The organism is Methanobrevibacter sp. (assembly GCF_030539875.1).
Classification (GTDB): Archaea; Methanobacteriota; Methanobacteria; order Methanobacteriales; family Methanobacteriaceae; genus Methanocatella.
On sequence record NZ_JAUNXI010000002.1, the window covers coordinates 36,929 to 52,982 of the forward strand.

Below are 16,054 nucleotides of genomic sequence, written 5' to 3' on the forward strand. Positions count from 1 at the left end.
CTCCACAATTATATTCTCACCATTTCATTTTTAAGAATGGATTTATCTTCATCATCAACAACCATTACGTGAGTAGCACATGATAAACAAGGGTCGTATGCTCTGATAACGTGTGGTCCGTACTCATGATGGAATCCTTCTATTGCAGGACCCATGGTTGGAATGTTCCAGGTAGTTGGTACAATAGCAGAGTAGAATTTGGTTTTGCCGTCAACGACTTTAGCCATGTGAACGTTTGTTCCTCTAGGACCTTCGATTACACCGAAACCAAGTTCACCAGTTCCTCTTTTATCATAACTTACATTAGCTGGAGCAGCAGGATCAATTGCATCTAAAGCTTCCATACATGCATCATAGTTTAATAACATTTCATCAGCACGAGCTACGTGTTGTGCGTTTACACCTTTACCTTTGAATCCGGCGAATTTTTCCATTCTTGCCCTAGGACCGGTTTCAACATGCTCACCATTAAGTAATGGAATTGTAGTACAAGCTTTTTTACCAATCTCAGGATCGTCATACCAAGCTTCAGGCAAACATTCGGAGAAAATATCCATATCAAATTCATTTACACCATAAGATGCATCTGTTGCCAATAACGGTCTGTCAACTACACCTAAATCATCAGGTAAACCTTTTTCTACAACACAGTTTTTGATTAATTCAACGTGTTCTTCGAGTTTTGGTCTAAGCGCAGTCATTCTTTCAATTAATCTTTCTTTAGTGAAAGGAGTGATGTTTCTAGCCATTCCCCCAACTCTAACATCTGATGGGTGGATACCTTCACCAGCAATCATATCCACAACATATTGTACTGTTTTTCTTACTTCACTTACACTGTCAACAGCAGTGGTGAATAAGTTATCAGGTACAAAATCAGGTGCGATTAAGAAGTGGTGAATAGCTGCACTGTTAATACCATGTGCTGCTAAAGTAGCTCTTCTTAACAATTTAGCAGTTTTAGGAATTTCGATTCCTAATGCCATGTCCATTGCTTCTGCAGAAGCCAAAGTGTGTGGAATCGGACAAACACCACAAATTCTTTGACATAAAACAGGAGCAGATTCAGGAGCTTTGTCAAGAACCATCTTTTCTAAACCCCTAACAGGAGTTATACTTAAATACATACCTTTTGTAACTATCCCCTTGTCATCTACTTCCATGACTAATTCGGCATGGCCCTCTTGACGAGATGTAGGAGATATAACAACTCTATCTTTCAAATATGTCACCTCAATTATAGAAATTAGAAACTAACAAATGTATTTATATACATATAAATATTTAAAATTATAGTTAGAAAAAATATAGAAATATATATATTCTATAATTTACCAAACATTATATTATTATTTTTAATCTCATTAATTATAAGGAGGAAAAACCTTGGATAAATCAAACATAATTATCTCAATTATTATCGTTTTATGTGTTGCAGCAGCAGTAGCTGCTTACGGCATCACAAATAGTGATAATCCAATCTTCTCTGGATTATCAAGCATACCGAGCGATAGTAATGTAGGAGACGGAATAGGAAATACTACTCCTGGAAATAATAGTAACAGTCCAATATCAGCTGACACATCCGGCGGTTCTAGTGCAGGATCCAGTTCAGGAAGCGGAACTGGAAGTGGCTCAGGAAGCGGATCCGGCAGTGGCTCAGGTGGTGGATCTGGAAGCGGCGGGTCTGGAAGCGGATCTGGTGGTGGTAGCAGTAGAACACATTTATCTCATTCAGAAGCTAAAAATATTGCAAGCAATGCTGTTCAAGAAGCAGGATGTTATGTTGGAAATGGAAAATATTCCGATGGATACTGGTATTTCACAGTTTATGACCAATCAGGCAATAACGTTGATACCATAAGTGTAAATGATAAAACTGGAGCTACTGGAAGAGGTTAAAGGATTAAAATTAATCCTTTTTAATTTTTTTATGGCATTGTTCAGAAGTAAACTTCACATGCCAAATTTTCATTTTGACAAAAAAGTATTATCAGCTTTTTTTAAAAATTAATTTTTGAGTTTTGGCGAAGATATTAAAAAAATAGATAAATATATATAATAAAAAAAATAAAGTAATAATTGTTATGTGTGAGGGCCCGTAGCCTAGCTGGATAGGGCGTCGGACTTCTAATCCGAAGACCCCGGGTTCAAATCCCGGCGGGTCCGCTTCCATATTCTCTTTTTTCAAAAACTGTTTAATATTAATTTATGAATTTTTGGGCTTGTAGCCTAGTCTGGAAGGGCGTAAGACTCCTAATCTTAAGATCGAGGGTTCAAATCCCTCCAAGTCCGTGTTTTTAAAAATTATCCAAAGTAACAATATTGGAGTTATTTTCTTTTTTTAACTTTTCAAATGAAATCTGACCATATCTGCCTCCTCCACCGGGAATAATGTCAATCTCATTATTTCTAAATGATTTAATAGCTGAAGCGACATTTGAATCTGTTTTTTCAATATTTTCTAATGGAGCATTTATTAAAACATCGATTTCACTGCCAAACCCATCTATTAATTCCTGCCATTTGCCCTGAACGGTTTTGGTAGTAACTCCCTTTTCATAAATAGTGGAAATAATCTCTGCTAATGGCATTAAATGAATGTATTCTGCCCTAAAATCCGGGTGTTTCGGATAATTATAATCGGCAATTTCAGAAATTCGATAATCCACACCCTTTTTAATTGTTCCTCCGCAACTACATTTCATCTTGTTTTCATGAGCCATTAAAGGATCAACCAATTTATAGCATTTAGTACATGCAGTCATGTGATACTTTCCCAAGTTTGGAACCAGCCCATAATTTGCTTTAATTTTATTATGTTTAAATGCATGTTTTATTGAAGAAAATGAAATATCTTTAAGCTTAATTTGATTAAATTCCCTGCCCAGTCTATGAGGCCATGGAGAATGGGCATCAGAATTAGAAAGAAAAGAAAAGTCTTTAAGTTCAGAGATTCTATCGGCCATAAATGTATCAGCAGACAAACCCAACTCTACAAAATCCACTTTTTTCTCATAACAATCATAAATACTGTTATATGATTTATACATTCCAGTCCATGGAGTAAAGGCATGTGCCGGACCAATCAAACAGTCATATTCACGAACCAACTCTAAAAGTTCGGCACCGGATAAATTTGTTTTGGGCCTTCCGTCAATTTCCTTATTTTTTGATGGAAGCCTCTGCGATAGCTCACGGGCAGCATCAATATTTGGAATAATGATTAAATGATGAATTCTGTTTTTCCCTTCAACTTCACTTGTCAAAACAAAATCCATACCCTCTGCACTGTAAATTCCATCACCGGAATAGATAGTGCTTTCTTCAACAATATCCAGCCAGCCTGGATGAAAAGCATCTCCGGTTCCTAAAAGATTTAAACCTTTCAATTTAGATTTGGGAGCCATATTCTTTATCAGCATGTCTTTTGAAGATGCCATTGAAAAACAGCTATGAACATGAAAATCAGCATTAACTAACATGATTAAATGTTAGAAATTAAAATTATATTAAATTATCAATTAAAAAAAGTAAATAAAAATAGTAAAATATATTGAAATTTATCCAATATATCTCAAATCGTCAGCATTTCCAGCATTAGCTTTAGCAATCATATCCTGTTCCATTTGTTGAGCTTTAGCAATCATTTGTCTGGTTTCTTCAGCTCTTTCGTCTAATTTATCAGTATTAATCTCAAAGTTAAGCAATAATGATAATTTTTTCAAAATAGCTTCGGCAGACTCTGCATCAATGAAATATCCTGGAGTTTCACCCATAAGGCAACATCCCTGAATTCCCTGACGGACTCCCAAACCTAAAAATAAGCCAGAAGCACCAACAATACCTCCATCATTAGACCTGATTTCGATTTCAGCTTCTTTTAATAATTCAACATTTGCCTCATCAGTAGCCGCACCGAAGATTTTAGGATTTTCAACAGGCTGAGGAACAGCCATTCCACCAAGAGTGAAAATTCTATTTACTCCATAACCTTTGATAAATTCTAAAATATCATTACAAATCATGTATTGTCCTTCTGGAGACAAAGCCTGAGTGTTACCAACAAGAATAATTAAATCAAAATTATCCTCACCAACATCTTTTAAATAATATAGCTCATTGACCATATTGCCGATTATTCCATCTTCTTGAATAAGAACTTGAGGCGGAAAAGTTGGAGAATAGATTTCAGCAAATTTAGTTGCATTTAATTCGTCAATCATATGATCAGCAGCTAATTTACCAACGTGTCCAAGACCAGGTAATGCTTCAATGAAAATAGGATTTTCAAGTTCGATTTCTTCTAAAACATTTATTTCAGCAACATTCACGTATATTTCTCCTTCATTGATTTTTTTTCAATATACGACGATATTTCCCATATTTATCTTCAACAGAAAATTTAGGCGGATAAATTACTTTAAGTCCACCGCCACATTTAGGGCAGGAATCCTTTAAAGTATAAATTCCGCATTCAGGACATTTCTTCATTTTCATATTCATAAGAATCTAATTATCTAACTCTCTTAGGAAAGAACCGTTACCACCAGATTCTTCAACAACTGCAATACATCTATCAGCTGCAGCTTTAAGAGCTTTTTCAGCCAATATATAATCAGTAGATTTTACAGTAATCCTATATCTAGGAGCACCAACACATTGGACTTTAATTTCTTCCTCTTCATCACCATTATCTTCAGCTGCTTTAAGAGCTGCAATGATAATTTCGACACCATTTGATACAAAAGTTTCAATGTCGACATAACCACTAATGTGAACTTCAGGAGGAGTAATATTTCTTTTAGCTACTTCAGTTATAGCATCAGCCCAATCCTGAGGAATTCCTTCTTCAGTAAGTGGTTCTGGACCTTCTTCAGAAGCGGTTTCAAAAGCACCATAAACATCACCAAAGATGTCCATAAGTTCGTAACCTACCTCATCATATGCATCATTTAAACTTTTATCTAATGATTTTGCAGATAATTCTAAGAATTTTTCAGCTTTTTGCTCGATTTTCCAATGTTGGATTTTTTTAGTTCTTTGGTCTTCACGGATTCTTTTTAAAGAAGCATCCACATGCCCTTTTTTAGGGTTAACTCTGAGAACACGACAAACAATCTTTTGATTTTCCCTTACATGATCTCTAATATTCTTTACCCAACCAGAAGATACTTCAGAGATATGAATAAAAGCTTCCTTGCCCTGATATTCTTCTAATTTAGCAAAAGCCCCATAATTAAGAACTTTGTAAACAGTACCGACAATAAGTTCTCCTTCATCAGGCCATTCTTGACTTTTTCTTACCATACTCTCACCAACATTATTAAAAAGTATAAAAAATAGTAAAAAAGAAGTTAAAACTAAAAATTTAGTTTAAAACTTTTTCAATATGTGCAGTGATTTTAGCTTTAGCCCCACGAGATTTGACGAGGGTTTTGCCACAAATAATACATTTTACATCAGAAGCTGCACGATCAAATATAACTTGTTCATTATCACAATCTAAACATTTAACTTTTAAAAAGTTTCCTCTACCATTACTAACCATGTTAATCACCTATTTAGCTACAAATTCAGGTTTTCCAGTTCTGAATGATTGTTTAATGTGAGATTTTCCACATTCTTTACATTTGAGTCTTAAATCTAATTTTTTAACTGGTTTGTTTCCAGCAGGCAAAGGTCTTGGGTAACCTCTATAACCAGCAGTTACACGTCTAAATTGTCTTTGTCCCCAGGTTAATTCACTAGCTTTTCTTTTTTTGGAAGTGTGAACTTCGTGCATAGTGTGTCTTTTACAGTGAGGACAGTATGTTCTTTTTTCTTTTGGTATTTTCATAATTTCACCGTAATTAATAAATCATTGTAAACCTATCCATGAATTTATCCAAATCTAATTTATATTAAAAAACGTAGAGATTGAAACTGTACTGTAACGCATCAAGTCTACACACAGCAAAAATCCAAATTATATAAAAATATAATTTTTTATTATCACAAATAGATACATATAATATGTATATTTATTTAGTTATTTAAAGGTAATGGAAAAAGTTAAATTTTAACTAGGCGACCCTTTCTATTTTTGAAAAACACTTTTGCATTTATCAAAGGCAAGGTTACCAGATCCTGAGGTCTAAAAGGACCGTAAATCTTTTCATCAACACCAACAATAGCATTAATTTCATCAAAGACCAGCATTGTAACAAGTTCTGTGTCTTTAGCCAATTTTGCAGATTCAAAATCATAAACTTCATCTTGCTCATCAAAAGCATTAGGATTATCTTCGATATTTTTCTTGGGAACTTTTTTTGCTTCGGGTTTTGGAGTTGGAGTTACTTTAGGCTCAGCAACACTAATCTGTTCTTTTTTAACAGGTTTTTCTTTACTGATTTTGTTCAAACCACTGCCTTTTTCTTGTTCAGGTTTTGAAATAAGGGTATTGGCCTGAGTTTCTTTTGGTTTAATAACCTTTTTACTACGCTCTTTTTCATCATCTGATAATTTTTCTAAAGAGATACCTTCCCTATGATTTTTCAATGTATCAATTAATGAAAAATAAAATTTTTCCTCCTCTGGAGTTAAATTAAGAGGAGTGGTGTCTATTAAATCAAATTTAGGTTTGCCGGTAAATAAATGATATGATCTCTGAATGTTTACAACTGCAGCATCAGTGATTTTGTGTTCTCTCCTCTCGCAAATCTCTGTTGCAATCCTCTGAGCTTCTTTAAGCATACCATGAATATTGGAAAATGGATCCCTAATTGCTTCTTGTCTTAGCCCATCTAAAAACTCATGAATTGTGGTATAAAAATCCTCATCTACACGGGCTAAAATAGCATTATTACGCTCTTTCTTTTGAATTTTCCGCAATTCCTGATAAAACTGATCCACTTAATACCATCTCTAAAATTGTCTTTTTAAAAATAAAAAAAGGATAGGACAAATGAAATTAATCATCTGTTTCCAATCTAGGAGCAAGCAAGAAACTGAGTTTACCATCACCAGTAACCATATTAAGAGTTAAATTTAAAGGCATATCGGTACCTAAACTAATTTCAGCTTCCTCTGAAAATTTATCTGCTTTAAGCATTTCTCTAATCTTGTCTAATGAGAATAGAGATTTTGCATGTTCTTGAATATTTTCGCCATGAAGATATTTGATACTTGCATCACCGAATTCGCCATCAGCAGATGCCATAAAGTAATCTTCATCAACTTGCAAAGCAATTTTGTCTGAGAAAATATCAATATCATTAATACAATCTTTTAGGATTGAAAAACGAACTTTAAAAGAAGTCGGATGATTAATTTGAGGTGGAACTGGATTATCATATTCTATATCAATTAATCTTATTTTAAAAGTTCTTGTAGCGTCACCTTCAAAAGTAATGATGAAATTACCTTCATCTACAGACAGCAGTACCCTGTCCTGTGATTTGGCTCTTTTAAGAATTTTCATAAATTCATCAGTATCGATATTAATCTTTTCAGGAACATCACAAACATATTCATCAAATAAACTAGATTTAAGTTCTAAATGAACAAAAGTTATGTGACTACGGTCTAAGGCATCTAATCTCATACCTTCACTATCAGTTTGAATTTGTACTTCATCAACAATTGAAGAAATAGCATCAAAACTGGTTTTTAATATACTAGAATCACTTAATTCTGCTTTAAACATAAATAATCCTCTTATCAATAATACACATATATTTGTTTTTAATATATAATAAGTTTATCTTTTTATACAATATTTTTTAAAATCACATATGTTCTTCAGTTATGAAATACCGGCAAGGACATCATCATATTAATTTTAAAATAAATTAGCTGTTTGTAAACTCAATGAATTTTTCAAGCTGTTTTAATGCTCTTTTCGAATCGATTAGCTCTACAGCCAGTTCAACACCTTTCCTTAATGATTCGACTTTATCTGCAACATATAAACCAATTGCAGAATTCAGAACAACTGCATTTCTTTTTGGTCCTTTTTGACCATTTAATATTGATAATGCAATTTCAGCATTTTTGTGCGGATTTTCAACTTCAAGGTCTTTTCTAGATGCAGATTCCATTCCAAAATATTCTGGCGAAATTTCATAAGTTATTGTTTTACCTCCCTTGAGTTCGCATACAAAAGTTTCATCATCAAGTAAAATCTCATCCATTCCATAAATTGCCACAGCAGAATCAACATCCGAATACTTCAATGCATTTATTATCGGTTCGGCAACGTTTTTTTCACTAACCCCCAACATCAACATTCTGGCTCCGGAGGGATTTGTTAAAGGAGCAAGAGTGTCAAATATTGTTTTTATCGGAAGTTCTTTAGAAATGTTATCAATATATCTCATTGCCAGATGATAGTTTTGAGGAAACAAAAAGCACAAATCAATTTCATCTAAGCATCTTAAGCATTTTTCAGGTTCAATGTGAATATTTGCACCCAATTCCTCTAAAACATTTCCGGAGTCATAGCTGTTTGAATCCAGAATGCCATGTTTTGCAACGGGAACCCCTGCAGCAGATATGACGATTGATGAAATAGTTGAAATATCAAAAAGAGATTCACTGCCTGCTTTAACAATTTCTAAAACTTTCCTATCATCCAGCAACCTTACACAATGAGCCCTCAAAGCTTTAAGAGAAGCAGTCATTTCATCTATTGTTTCTCTTTTCATAGACATTGCAGTTAAATAAGCTCCGATTTGGGTTTCACTCACCTCACCACTTATGATTTCATCCATAACCATATATGCTTCATCATAAGTTAAATCCTGATGATCACATACTTTTAAAATAGCTTCTTTTATCATGATATCTCCTTTTTGTAGAATTACCTGAGCAATATATTATTCTTTACAATGCACCATCATAACCTTTGTTGTAATAAAATGTACATTTTGTTTCGGTTTAAAAAAAATTAATTCATTTTGTCTTGTTGTTGACTAAACTGAATTACGATTTTTTTAATTTCCCTGTTTTCCAAATAAGGTAATTTTTCAGCGATTTCTTTTTCCAAATCCCTATTTAACTGAAACCTTTTTTTATCATATTCTTCCCCTTCAAATTCACGGCTGTACTGCTGATTTAAATTTGAATATTTTGTAATTAACGGCTGGAGAACCAAACTGATATCCTTATCCAATTTATCATTTTTAACTTTTTGTTTTCTAACTTCAATAACAAAACCTACAACAGTTACAAAAAATCCCAAAACAGTTACAGTTAGCGCAGGAACAAAAATCTTATCATTATTTACAAAAAGAACAGTAATAAAAATTCCGACAAATATTAAAATAATACCCACTTTTCTTAAGTCCATAATAAAACTCCTTTAGAAATATTCTATATTTCATTATTATTTAAAATATCCCATTGATGCTTTATTGAAATTGAAATGAAAATAAAGCAGAGAACAGCCAGAAGAGACATTATCAGCATAACAATGCCGTTGGTAAACAGAATGTTGTTAATATCCAAAATAACAATGCATTCAGCTATCAAATTATTTAAAAAGTGTGCAAAAATCGGGACAAGTATATTGCCCGTTTTTAAGTATAAAATCGCCATACAAATTGCAAAAATAAATGCTGATGTGACAGATCCAAAACTATGTAAAAATGCAAATAATAATGAAGAAATTACTATTGAAAATGAAATAGATGTAAATGCACTTAACTTATTTAACAAAACTCCTCTAAAAATCAACTCTTCTAAAATTGGTGAAAAAAACACTGTAGTTATAAAACCTCCAAAAATAAATAAAGAGTTATTTATATAAAGCGATGAGAACTGTAAATTCACTAATTGATTTAAAAATGGAAATGCGTGTAAACTGAAATTTGATATGTAAAGCATCCCATAAGAAATAAAAACATTCAGAACTACAAACCATAGGATTTCCCTTAATGAATTTTTTGTAAAGACCTTAAAAAAGTCCTGTTTGAAACTGTTAAAGTCTCCACCCAACTTAAATATGAAAAATAAAATTAAAAAAATATAAATCCAGATTACATCTATTCTGGCAACGCTGAAATAATCAAAAGAAACTTGAATTACTGCCAAAAATATAACAAGAATTAATAAATCTTTTAAACTAATATCTTTAAGTTTATCGTTGAACAAAGACATGCTATCAAAATAAAAAAATTTTTTATAAAATAGGCTATAACATAAAAATAACAGAACATATATTTACTTAATCATCCTCATTGAAGATAAAGACATCTTCAATGCTTTTTTTATCCAATGATTTAGTTATATGATATGCTAATAATAAGGATGGATTGTATCGTGCATTTTCCAAAGCATTTATCGTCTGACGAGTTACACCAACCAAATCGGCCAGTTGTTGTTGAGTTATGCCTTTTTTCTGGCGCAACTGCCGTATTTTAGTATCCAAATAATCACCTATTAAAATACTAATAGTGTTTTTTATTTCTTTATATGGAACATATATAAATTTTTCTTATAAAATACTTAAATATAATACTATTAAAAGTAAAATTATATATTGTTACTTAACTAATGTGAGATGATAAAAAATGGCTATACACCCTATTGAATTTAGATATGGGACTCCTGAAATGAAAGAGATTTGGGAAGAAGAAAACAAATTGCAAAGAATGTTGGATGTGGAATCTGCATTGGCTCAAGCTGAAGGTAAACTCGGAATAATCCCTCAAGAAGTTGCTGATGAAATTTCTGCAAAAGCTAACACAAAATACGTTAAGCTGGAAAGAGTGAAAGCTATTGAAGCTGAAACTAATCACGATATTGCTGCATTATCAAAAGGAATCACTGAAGTTTGTGAAAATGGTGCCGGAGAATATGTGCACTTTGGAGCAACATCCAATGATATTGTCGACAGTTCAAATTCATTATTACTTAAAGATTCAATTACAGTATTAAAAGAAAAATTAGAAAGATTGACAAAAATAATGCTGGATTTAGCTAGTGAAAATAAAATGAAAGTCTGCATTGGACGTACACACGGACAGCACGCACTTCCAACAACCTACGGAATGAAATTCGGATTATGGGCAGATGAACTCCACAGACAATACGACAGACTAGAAAATGCCGAGACAAATGTTTGTATCGGAATGATGGACGGAGCCGTTGGTACTACAGCTGCATTAGGAGAACAAGGATGGGAAATCCACAAGACCGTTGCTGAAATATTGGGTTTGCCTGCAGCAACAATCACAAACCAGGTTGTTCAAAGAGACAACCACGTTGAATTCATGAGCGTATTGGCCAATATTGCAAGTACTTTAGATAAAATTGCATTAGAAATCAGAAGCTTGCAAAGAACTGAAATTATGGAATTGGGAGAGTACTTCGATCCTGAAAAACAAGTGGGAAGCAGTACCATGCCTCACAAAATGAATCCTATTACTGCTGAGAGAATTTGTGGTGTTGCAAGAATAATCAAATCCTATGTAAATGCAGCATTAGACAACAACCCTCTTTGGCATGAAAGAGATTTGACAAATTCCTCTTGTGAGAGAATAATGTTTCCGGAAAGCTGTATTTTAACCGATTATATCTTAAATTTAACAATCAAATTAATGAGCAATCTTGTATTCTATGATGAAAATATTGAAAGAAACTTGAACTTCACCAACGGTTTAATTATGGCTGAAAGATTGATGGCCGAACTTACCCGTGCAGGAATGGGAAAACAAACTGCATACGGAATTGTAAGAAAAAACGCTATTAAAGCCAATAAAGAAAAATTATTACTTGGTGAGTTGATTTTAGAAGACGAAGAAGTTAAAAAATACTTGACTAAAGAAGATGTTGACAAAATAATGGACCCTCACACATATATTGGATCCATACCAACCATTATTGATGAATTAATTGAAAAATCAGAAGAATGGTTTTAAAATTTAAAATTAATTGATTGAAATCAATTAATTACTTTTTTTCTTTTTATTTCCGGAACATATCTTTTAAGCAATAATGAAAGAGAAACAACAGTTACGGAACTTAATGCCATTGCAAGACCTGCTAATGCCGGTTTGAATGTTATTCCAAATGCAGGATATAAAACGCCTGCTGCAACTGGAATCAGAATTGAATTGTATGCAAATGCCCAAAAAATATTTTCTTTAATTCTCTTCATTACTTTTTTAGAAAATTGAATAGCAGCAACAACATTTTCCAAGTCTCCTTCCATAACAACAATATCCCCACTTTCCATAGCAATATCAGTGCCGTTTCCCATGGCTACACCAATATCTGCTTGTGTAAGTGCAGGAGCATCATTAATACCGTCTCCAACAAATAAAACTTTTTTATTGTTATTCTGAATTTCTCTAACAATTTCCAATTTGTTTTCAGGCAAAACATTTGCTTTTACATTAGAAATTCCAACATCCCCAGCAACATTTAATGCAGTATTTTCGTTATCCCCAGTTAGCATATATGTTTCAATGCCCATATGGTGCAATTCTTCAATTGTCCTTTTAGAAGTTGATTTAACCTTATCAGACAGACTTATAATACCTTTAACAACTTTATCTTCAGCAAAAAAGATAATGGTTTTAGATAATTTTTCAAGTTCACAATACTTGTCAAGCACGTTGGAAGGAACTTCGACATTTTCAAGCTCCATTAATGAAAGATTACCTGCAAGAACTTCTTTAGAATTAATTTTAGCCTTTATGCCCTTTCCAGTTATATTTTCAAAATCGGCAGTTTGTTCCAATTCCATTTTCATCTCTTTGGACTTGTTTACAATGGCTTTAGCAATTGGATGAGTAGAATTTTGCTCAATGCTTGCAGCTAGTCTGATTAAATCTTCATTTGAACTATCATACGAAATAACATCATCGATTTCAGGTTTTCCTTCAGTTATAGTTCCGGTTTTATCAAATGCAGCCACATTAATTTTTCCTGCATTTTCTAAAGTATCTCCGTTTTTAATCAAAATACCAAATTCTGCAGCTCTTCCAACACCTACAGTAACTGCAGTTGGAGTTGCAAGACCTAATGCACATGGACATGCCACTACCAAAATAGAAATCAAACATGTTAATGAGAACAGTAATGTTTCATCTAACAGGAAATACCAAATTAGGAAAACTGCAACAGCTATTGTTAAGATGGTCGGAATAAAGTATGTAACGACTGTGTCTGCGAATTTTTGAACAGGAGGTCTTGAAGATTGTGCTTTTTCGACTAGACGAATAATATTTGATAAAACTGTTTCTTTTCCAATCTTTTTAGCTTTAATATATAAAACTCCATCCTGATTGATTGTTCCTGCAAAGACTTCTTCACCATCTTTTTTAGCTTTGGGAATTGGTTCACCATTAATCATTGATTCATCAACATAAGAGTTTCCACCAACAACATCACCATCAACAGGAATCTTTTCACCGGGTTTTACAAGCAATAAATCATCTAAAACAATATCTGAAATAGATACTTCTTTTTGAGATGTAATCTCACCATTTTTATCAACATCAATTGATGTTGCAACAGTTGGCTGAAGACCAATCAATTCACGAATTGAATCCGATGTTCTTTTTTTAGCCCTTGCTTCCAAATATCTTCCAATCATTAAAAAAGAAGGAAGCATTACAGCAGAATCATAAAACATGAAAGTGTGATTAAGAACAATTCCAAATGTTCCAAAAATACTTGAAGCATAAGCGACAAGAATTCCCATAGAATACATTACATCCATGTTCAGATTTTTATGAACCAGTCCATTAAATCCTGCTTTTAGGATAGGCATGGAAATGTATAAAAATGGTCCGATACTCACAATTAGGGAAATTAATCCCATTGATGAAATATTAAACCCGTTTGACTCATTAAAACTGGCAATAATTCCCATTAAAGGATCCCAAGAGCTGAACATTAAAATCATTAAAATAGCTGAAAATGTTAAACCAACAACCACTCTAATGAGCTTATCCTTTAAATCCTTTTGATAATTAGCCTCTTCATCGATTACAGTTTGTCCTTCAATACCTAAAAGTTCAAATCCCAAAGATTTAATTACTTTTTCAATTTCAGCAATATCTATTTTAGATGAGTCATATTTTATTTTAGCACTTTGAGATATTAAATCAGCTTTAACATCAAAAATGCCGTTTAATCTAATTAAAAAATTTTCAACATTCATTGTGCATGATGCACAATGCATACCCTGAATTTTTAAAGTCATTTCGTCACAGCGAAGTTCAAAACCTAAGTTTTTAACAAGTTTTTCTATTTCTTCATAAGAAATTTTTTTAGGATTTACAATGATATGTAACTTATTTGATGCCAGATCAGCATCTGCTTCCTCCACACCTTCGATTCCGGCTAATGTTTTATTTACACTTAACACACAAGAAGCACAATGCATTCCTTCAATTGGTAAATCCATGCTTTTCAGTCTTGCCATATTATCACGAACCCGAAAGTTATTTAACTACATTACCATCCTGCAAAACACGCAAAACATTACTATTATCACTTAAAATAGAAACATCATCTAACGGGTTAGAATTAACAATGATTAAATCGGCAACATAATTTTCCTTAATTTGGCCCAAATTATTTTTTCCCAAGAATTCAGCTGCTTTAACAGTTCCACTAGCTATTGCTTCTGATTCTGACATTCCAATATCAGTTAAAAGAGACAACTCTTCCAAATTGTGTCCGTGAGGAATAACTCCGCTGTCAGTTCCCATTAGGATATTAACTCCTTCCTGATATGCAACAGAAATGTTTTCTTTGTGAACTTTAACTATTTCCTTTAATTTAGCTGTTTTTTCACCGGCATAGTTGTCCCATTTTGGAAAACCGTTTTCATATAGGAACTGATGAACCAAAAGTGTTGGAACAAGACTGACTTTATTTTTAGCCATTTTACAGGCAGTTTTTTTATCAATGAAAGTACCGTGTTCTATTGATGAAAATCCCGCATCAATACAATTATTCATACCTTTTAAACTATGACAATGTGCTGAAACTTCCATATTATTTGTATTAGCTTCTTTTACAATAGTTTTAAGTTCTTTTTTATTAAATTGTGAAAATTCAGGCGAGTTATTTGTTGTTAAAACACCACCACTGGCCATTACCTTGATAAAATCAGCCCCTGCTCTTTTTATTTCACGAGTCTTTTTTAAAACTTCTTCAACACCATCACATCTTCCTTTCGGAAATCCGGGATATGTTATTTCCATATCCCATCCTGAAGGCAGGAACAAATCAAAATGTCCTCCAGTCATTACAAGAGGAGAAACTGACAAATGAACTTTAGGGGCAATGAATAACTTTCTCTGCTGAGCTAATTTAAAGCTTAAATCGGCAGAACCGCAATCTCTAATTGTAGTAACACCAGCATTAATTGTCTGTAATGAATGAGGAACAGCGTTAAAAAAATGAATTCCTAAAGGATTTACCATGTTTTCTTCTTTGTGAAATCCTTTTGCAAAAATGTGACTGTGACAGTCAATAAAACCCGCAAGCAAATAATTATCTTCCCCATCAATAACTTCAACATCACCTGCAGATATTTTCTTTGATGAAATTTCTTTAATTGTGCCATTTTCAATTAAAACATTCTGATGAGTTCTAATATCCTCTCCAGGATTGATGATATTTACATCTTTAATTAGAGTTTGCATATTACCACTTACAATATTTCAATTGTTCCGACGTTCCCATCAACTTCAACAAGAACTCCATTGGTTAAATCTTCAGTTCTGGCAGGTGAATCAACCATCGGAATATCAGACATGATAGCTCCAGTTGCAATAATCGGCTCTGCATTAAGACATATGATGGCTTTTGGAGCAGTATTATTCTTCATCATTTGAAAAATAACATAAGAGCCAACAGTAGACCCTTTTCCACCAGGTATAAACAGTACTTTATCTTTAATACATTCTCCTTTCAATTCATGAGTAGGATCAATTATTACACCAGTTTTAGGATCAACACCACCAAGAAAACTAATCGGTTCTGATGAAACAATTAATTCCCCTTTTCCTTTTCCTTTTGCAATACTTCTACAATCAATCATATACAT

18 protein-coding genes and 2 tRNA genes are annotated in these 16,054 nt (G+C 33.0%); 4 read left to right on the plus strand and 16 right to left on the minus strand.

The window, feature by feature from the left end; translation table 11 throughout:
* Nucleotides 1-8: 8 nt before the first annotated feature.
* Nucleotides 9-1,223 (minus strand): coenzyme F420 hydrogenase subunit alpha, encoded by a 1,215-nt coding sequence (gene frhA / locus Q4Q16_RS01050; RefSeq protein WP_303345546.1) that lies wholly within the window; start codon nt 1,221-1,223, stop codon nt 9-11.
* Between the two features lie 163 nt (nt 1,224-1,386).
* Between frhA and Q4Q16_RS01055 the strand changes: the two genes are divergently transcribed.
* The 3 genes from Q4Q16_RS01055 (at nt 1,387) to Q4Q16_RS01065 (ending at nt 2,295) form a co-directional block, all read left to right on the plus strand.
* Nucleotides 1,387-1,902 carry an endoglucanase gene (locus Q4Q16_RS01055; protein ID WP_303345548.1) on the plus strand — a complete coding sequence of 172 codons (516 nt, stop codon included), beginning with the start codon at nt 1,387-1,389 and terminating at the stop codon, nt 1,900-1,902.
* 193 nt (nt 1,903-2,095) lie between these two features.
* A tRNA-Arg gene (locus tag Q4Q16_RS01060) sits at nt 2,096-2,169 on the plus strand.
* 52 nt (nt 2,170-2,221) lie between these two features.
* A tRNA-Arg gene (locus Q4Q16_RS01065) sits at nt 2,222-2,295 on the plus strand.
* 5 nt (nt 2,296-2,300) lie between these two features.
* Here the strand turns inward: Q4Q16_RS01065 and Q4Q16_RS01070 are convergent.
* From Q4Q16_RS01070 to Q4Q16_RS01125, 12 genes are all read right to left on the minus strand, one after another.
* Nucleotides 2,301-3,485: a TIGR00375 family protein gene (locus tag Q4Q16_RS01070; protein WP_303345549.1), complete on the minus strand. Its 1,185-nt coding sequence runs from the start codon at nt 3,483-3,485 to the stop codon at nt 2,301-2,303.
* A 78-nt stretch (nt 3,486-3,563) separates the two neighbouring features.
* Nucleotides 3,564-4,334, minus strand: coding sequence for a proteasome assembly chaperone family protein (locus tag Q4Q16_RS01075; protein ID WP_303345551.1), 771 nt, complete (start codon nt 4,332-4,334; stop codon nt 3,564-3,566).
* Between the two features lie 13 nt (nt 4,335-4,347).
* Nucleotides 4,348-4,506: an RNA-protein complex protein Nop10 gene (locus tag Q4Q16_RS01080; RefSeq protein ID WP_303345552.1), complete on the minus strand. Its 159-nt coding sequence runs from the start codon at nt 4,504-4,506 to the stop codon at nt 4,348-4,350.
* 6 nt (nt 4,507-4,512) lie between these two features.
* Nucleotides 4,513-5,310 (minus strand): translation initiation factor IF-2 subunit alpha, encoded by a 798-nt coding sequence (locus tag Q4Q16_RS01085; RefSeq protein ID WP_303345554.1) that lies wholly within the window; start codon nt 5,308-5,310, stop codon nt 4,513-4,515.
* Between the two features lie 61 nt (nt 5,311-5,371).
* Entirely contained in the window at nt 5,372-5,551 is a 180-nt protein-coding gene (locus Q4Q16_RS01090; RefSeq protein ID WP_303345555.1) for a 30S ribosomal protein S27e, read from the minus strand.
* Between the two features lie 9 nt (nt 5,552-5,560).
* A complete protein-coding gene (locus Q4Q16_RS01095) occupies nt 5,561-5,839 on the minus strand; it encodes a 50S ribosomal protein L44e (protein WP_303345557.1) in 279 nt (92 codons plus the stop codon).
* A gap of 215 nt (nt 5,840-6,054) precedes the next feature.
* A complete protein-coding gene (locus tag Q4Q16_RS01100) occupies nt 6,055-6,894 on the minus strand; it encodes a hypothetical protein (RefSeq protein WP_303345559.1) in 840 nt (279 codons plus the stop codon).
* Nucleotides 6,895-6,952: 58 nt separating this feature from the next.
* Nucleotides 6,953-7,687, minus strand: coding sequence for a proliferating cell nuclear antigen (pcna) (pcn, locus tag Q4Q16_RS01105; RefSeq protein WP_303345561.1), 735 nt, complete (start codon nt 7,685-7,687; stop codon nt 6,953-6,955).
* Nucleotides 7,688-7,832: 145 nt separating this feature from the next.
* Entirely contained in the window at nt 7,833-8,822 is a 990-nt protein-coding gene (gene trpD / locus Q4Q16_RS01110; protein ID WP_303345563.1) for an anthranilate phosphoribosyltransferase, read from the minus strand.
* Nucleotides 8,823-8,929: 107 nt separating this feature from the next.
* Nucleotides 8,930-9,331, minus strand: a complete 402-nt coding sequence (locus tag Q4Q16_RS01115; RefSeq protein WP_303345565.1) for a hypothetical protein — start codon at nt 9,329-9,331, stop codon at nt 8,930-8,932.
* Between the two features lie 23 nt (nt 9,332-9,354).
* Nucleotides 9,355-10,140 carry a lysostaphin resistance A-like protein gene (locus Q4Q16_RS09265; protein ID WP_368660202.1) on the minus strand — a complete coding sequence of 262 codons (786 nt, stop codon included), beginning with the start codon at nt 10,138-10,140 and terminating at the stop codon, nt 9,355-9,357.
* Between the two features lie 67 nt (nt 10,141-10,207).
* Entirely contained in the window at nt 10,208-10,411 is a 204-nt protein-coding gene (locus Q4Q16_RS01125) for a helix-turn-helix transcriptional regulator (RefSeq protein ID WP_303345568.1), read from the minus strand.
* 142 nt (nt 10,412-10,553) lie between these two features.
* On the opposite strand from Q4Q16_RS01125, the gene purB reads away from it, so the two are divergent.
* Nucleotides 10,554-11,903, plus strand: coding sequence for an adenylosuccinate lyase (gene purB, locus Q4Q16_RS01130; protein ID WP_303345570.1), 1,350 nt, complete (start codon nt 10,554-10,556; stop codon nt 11,901-11,903).
* 23 nt (nt 11,904-11,926) lie between these two features.
* Here purB and Q4Q16_RS01135 read toward each other — a convergent pair whose 3' ends face one another.
* The 3 genes from Q4Q16_RS01135 to Q4Q16_RS01145 are packed head-to-tail and all read right to left on the minus strand — an operon-like array spanning nt 11,927 to nt 16,048.
* A complete protein-coding gene (locus tag Q4Q16_RS01135; protein ID WP_303345571.1) occupies nt 11,927-14,419 on the minus strand; it encodes a copper-translocating P-type ATPase in 2,493 nt (830 codons plus the stop codon).
* Nucleotides 14,420-14,438: 19 nt separating this feature from the next.
* A complete protein-coding gene (locus Q4Q16_RS01140) occupies nt 14,439-15,650 on the minus strand; it encodes an amidohydrolase family protein (protein WP_303345572.1) in 1,212 nt (403 codons plus the stop codon).
* Between the two features lie 8 nt (nt 15,651-15,658).
* Complete coding sequence (locus Q4Q16_RS01145) at nt 15,659-16,048, minus strand: DUF126 domain-containing protein (RefSeq protein WP_303345574.1); 390 nt, start codon at nt 16,046-16,048, stop codon at nt 15,659-15,661.
* Nucleotides 16,049-16,054 lie beyond the last annotated feature (6 nt).

What these genes read in the sequence shown, in the direction of transcription:
- Q4Q16_RS09265 (WP_368660202.1), bottom strand. Translation starts at nt 10,140, where the DNA reads ATGTCTTTGTTCAACGATAAACTTAAAGATATTAGTTTAAAAGATTTA.
- Q4Q16_RS01115 (WP_303345565.1), bottom strand. Translation starts at nt 9,331, where the DNA reads ATGGACTTAAGAAAAGTGGGTATTATTTTAATATTTGTCGGAATTTTT.
- pcn (WP_303345561.1), bottom strand. Translation starts at nt 7,687, where the DNA reads ATGTTTAAAGCAGAATTAAGTGATTCTAGTATATTAAAAACCAGTTTT.
- trpD (WP_303345563.1), bottom strand. Translation starts at nt 8,822, where the DNA reads ATGATAAAAGAAGCTATTTTAAAAGTATGTGATCATCAGGATTTAACT.
- Q4Q16_RS01085 (WP_303345554.1), bottom strand. Translation starts at nt 5,310, where the DNA reads ATGGTAAGAAAAAGTCAAGAATGGCCTGATGAAGGAGAACTTATTGTC.
- Q4Q16_RS01140 (WP_303345572.1), bottom strand. Translation starts at nt 15,650, where the DNA reads ATGCAAACTCTAATTAAAGATGTAAATATCATCAATCCTGGAGAGGAT.
- Q4Q16_RS01080 (WP_303345552.1), bottom strand. Translation starts at nt 4,506, where the DNA reads ATGAATATGAAAATGAAGAAATGTCCTGAATGCGGAATTTATACTTTA.
- purB (WP_303345570.1), top strand. Translation starts at nt 10,554, where the DNA reads ATGGCTATACACCCTATTGAATTTAGATATGGGACTCCTGAAATGAAA.
- Q4Q16_RS01095 (WP_303345557.1), bottom strand. Translation starts at nt 5,839, where the DNA reads ATGAAAATACCAAAAGAAAAAAGAACATACTGTCCTCACTGTAAAAGA.
- Q4Q16_RS01135 (WP_303345571.1), bottom strand. Translation starts at nt 14,419, where the DNA reads ATGGCAAGACTGAAAAGCATGGATTTACCAATTGAAGGAATGCATTGT.
- Q4Q16_RS01145 (WP_303345574.1), bottom strand. Translation starts at nt 16,048, where the DNA reads ATGATTGATTGTAGAAGTATTGCAAAAGGAAAAGGAAAAGGGGAATTA.
- Q4Q16_RS01090 (WP_303345555.1), bottom strand. Translation starts at nt 5,551, where the DNA reads ATGGTTAGTAATGGTAGAGGAAACTTTTTAAAAGTTAAATGTTTAGAT.
- Q4Q16_RS01070 (WP_303345549.1), bottom strand. Translation starts at nt 3,485, where the DNA reads ATGTTAGTTAATGCTGATTTTCATGTTCATAGCTGTTTTTCAATGGCA.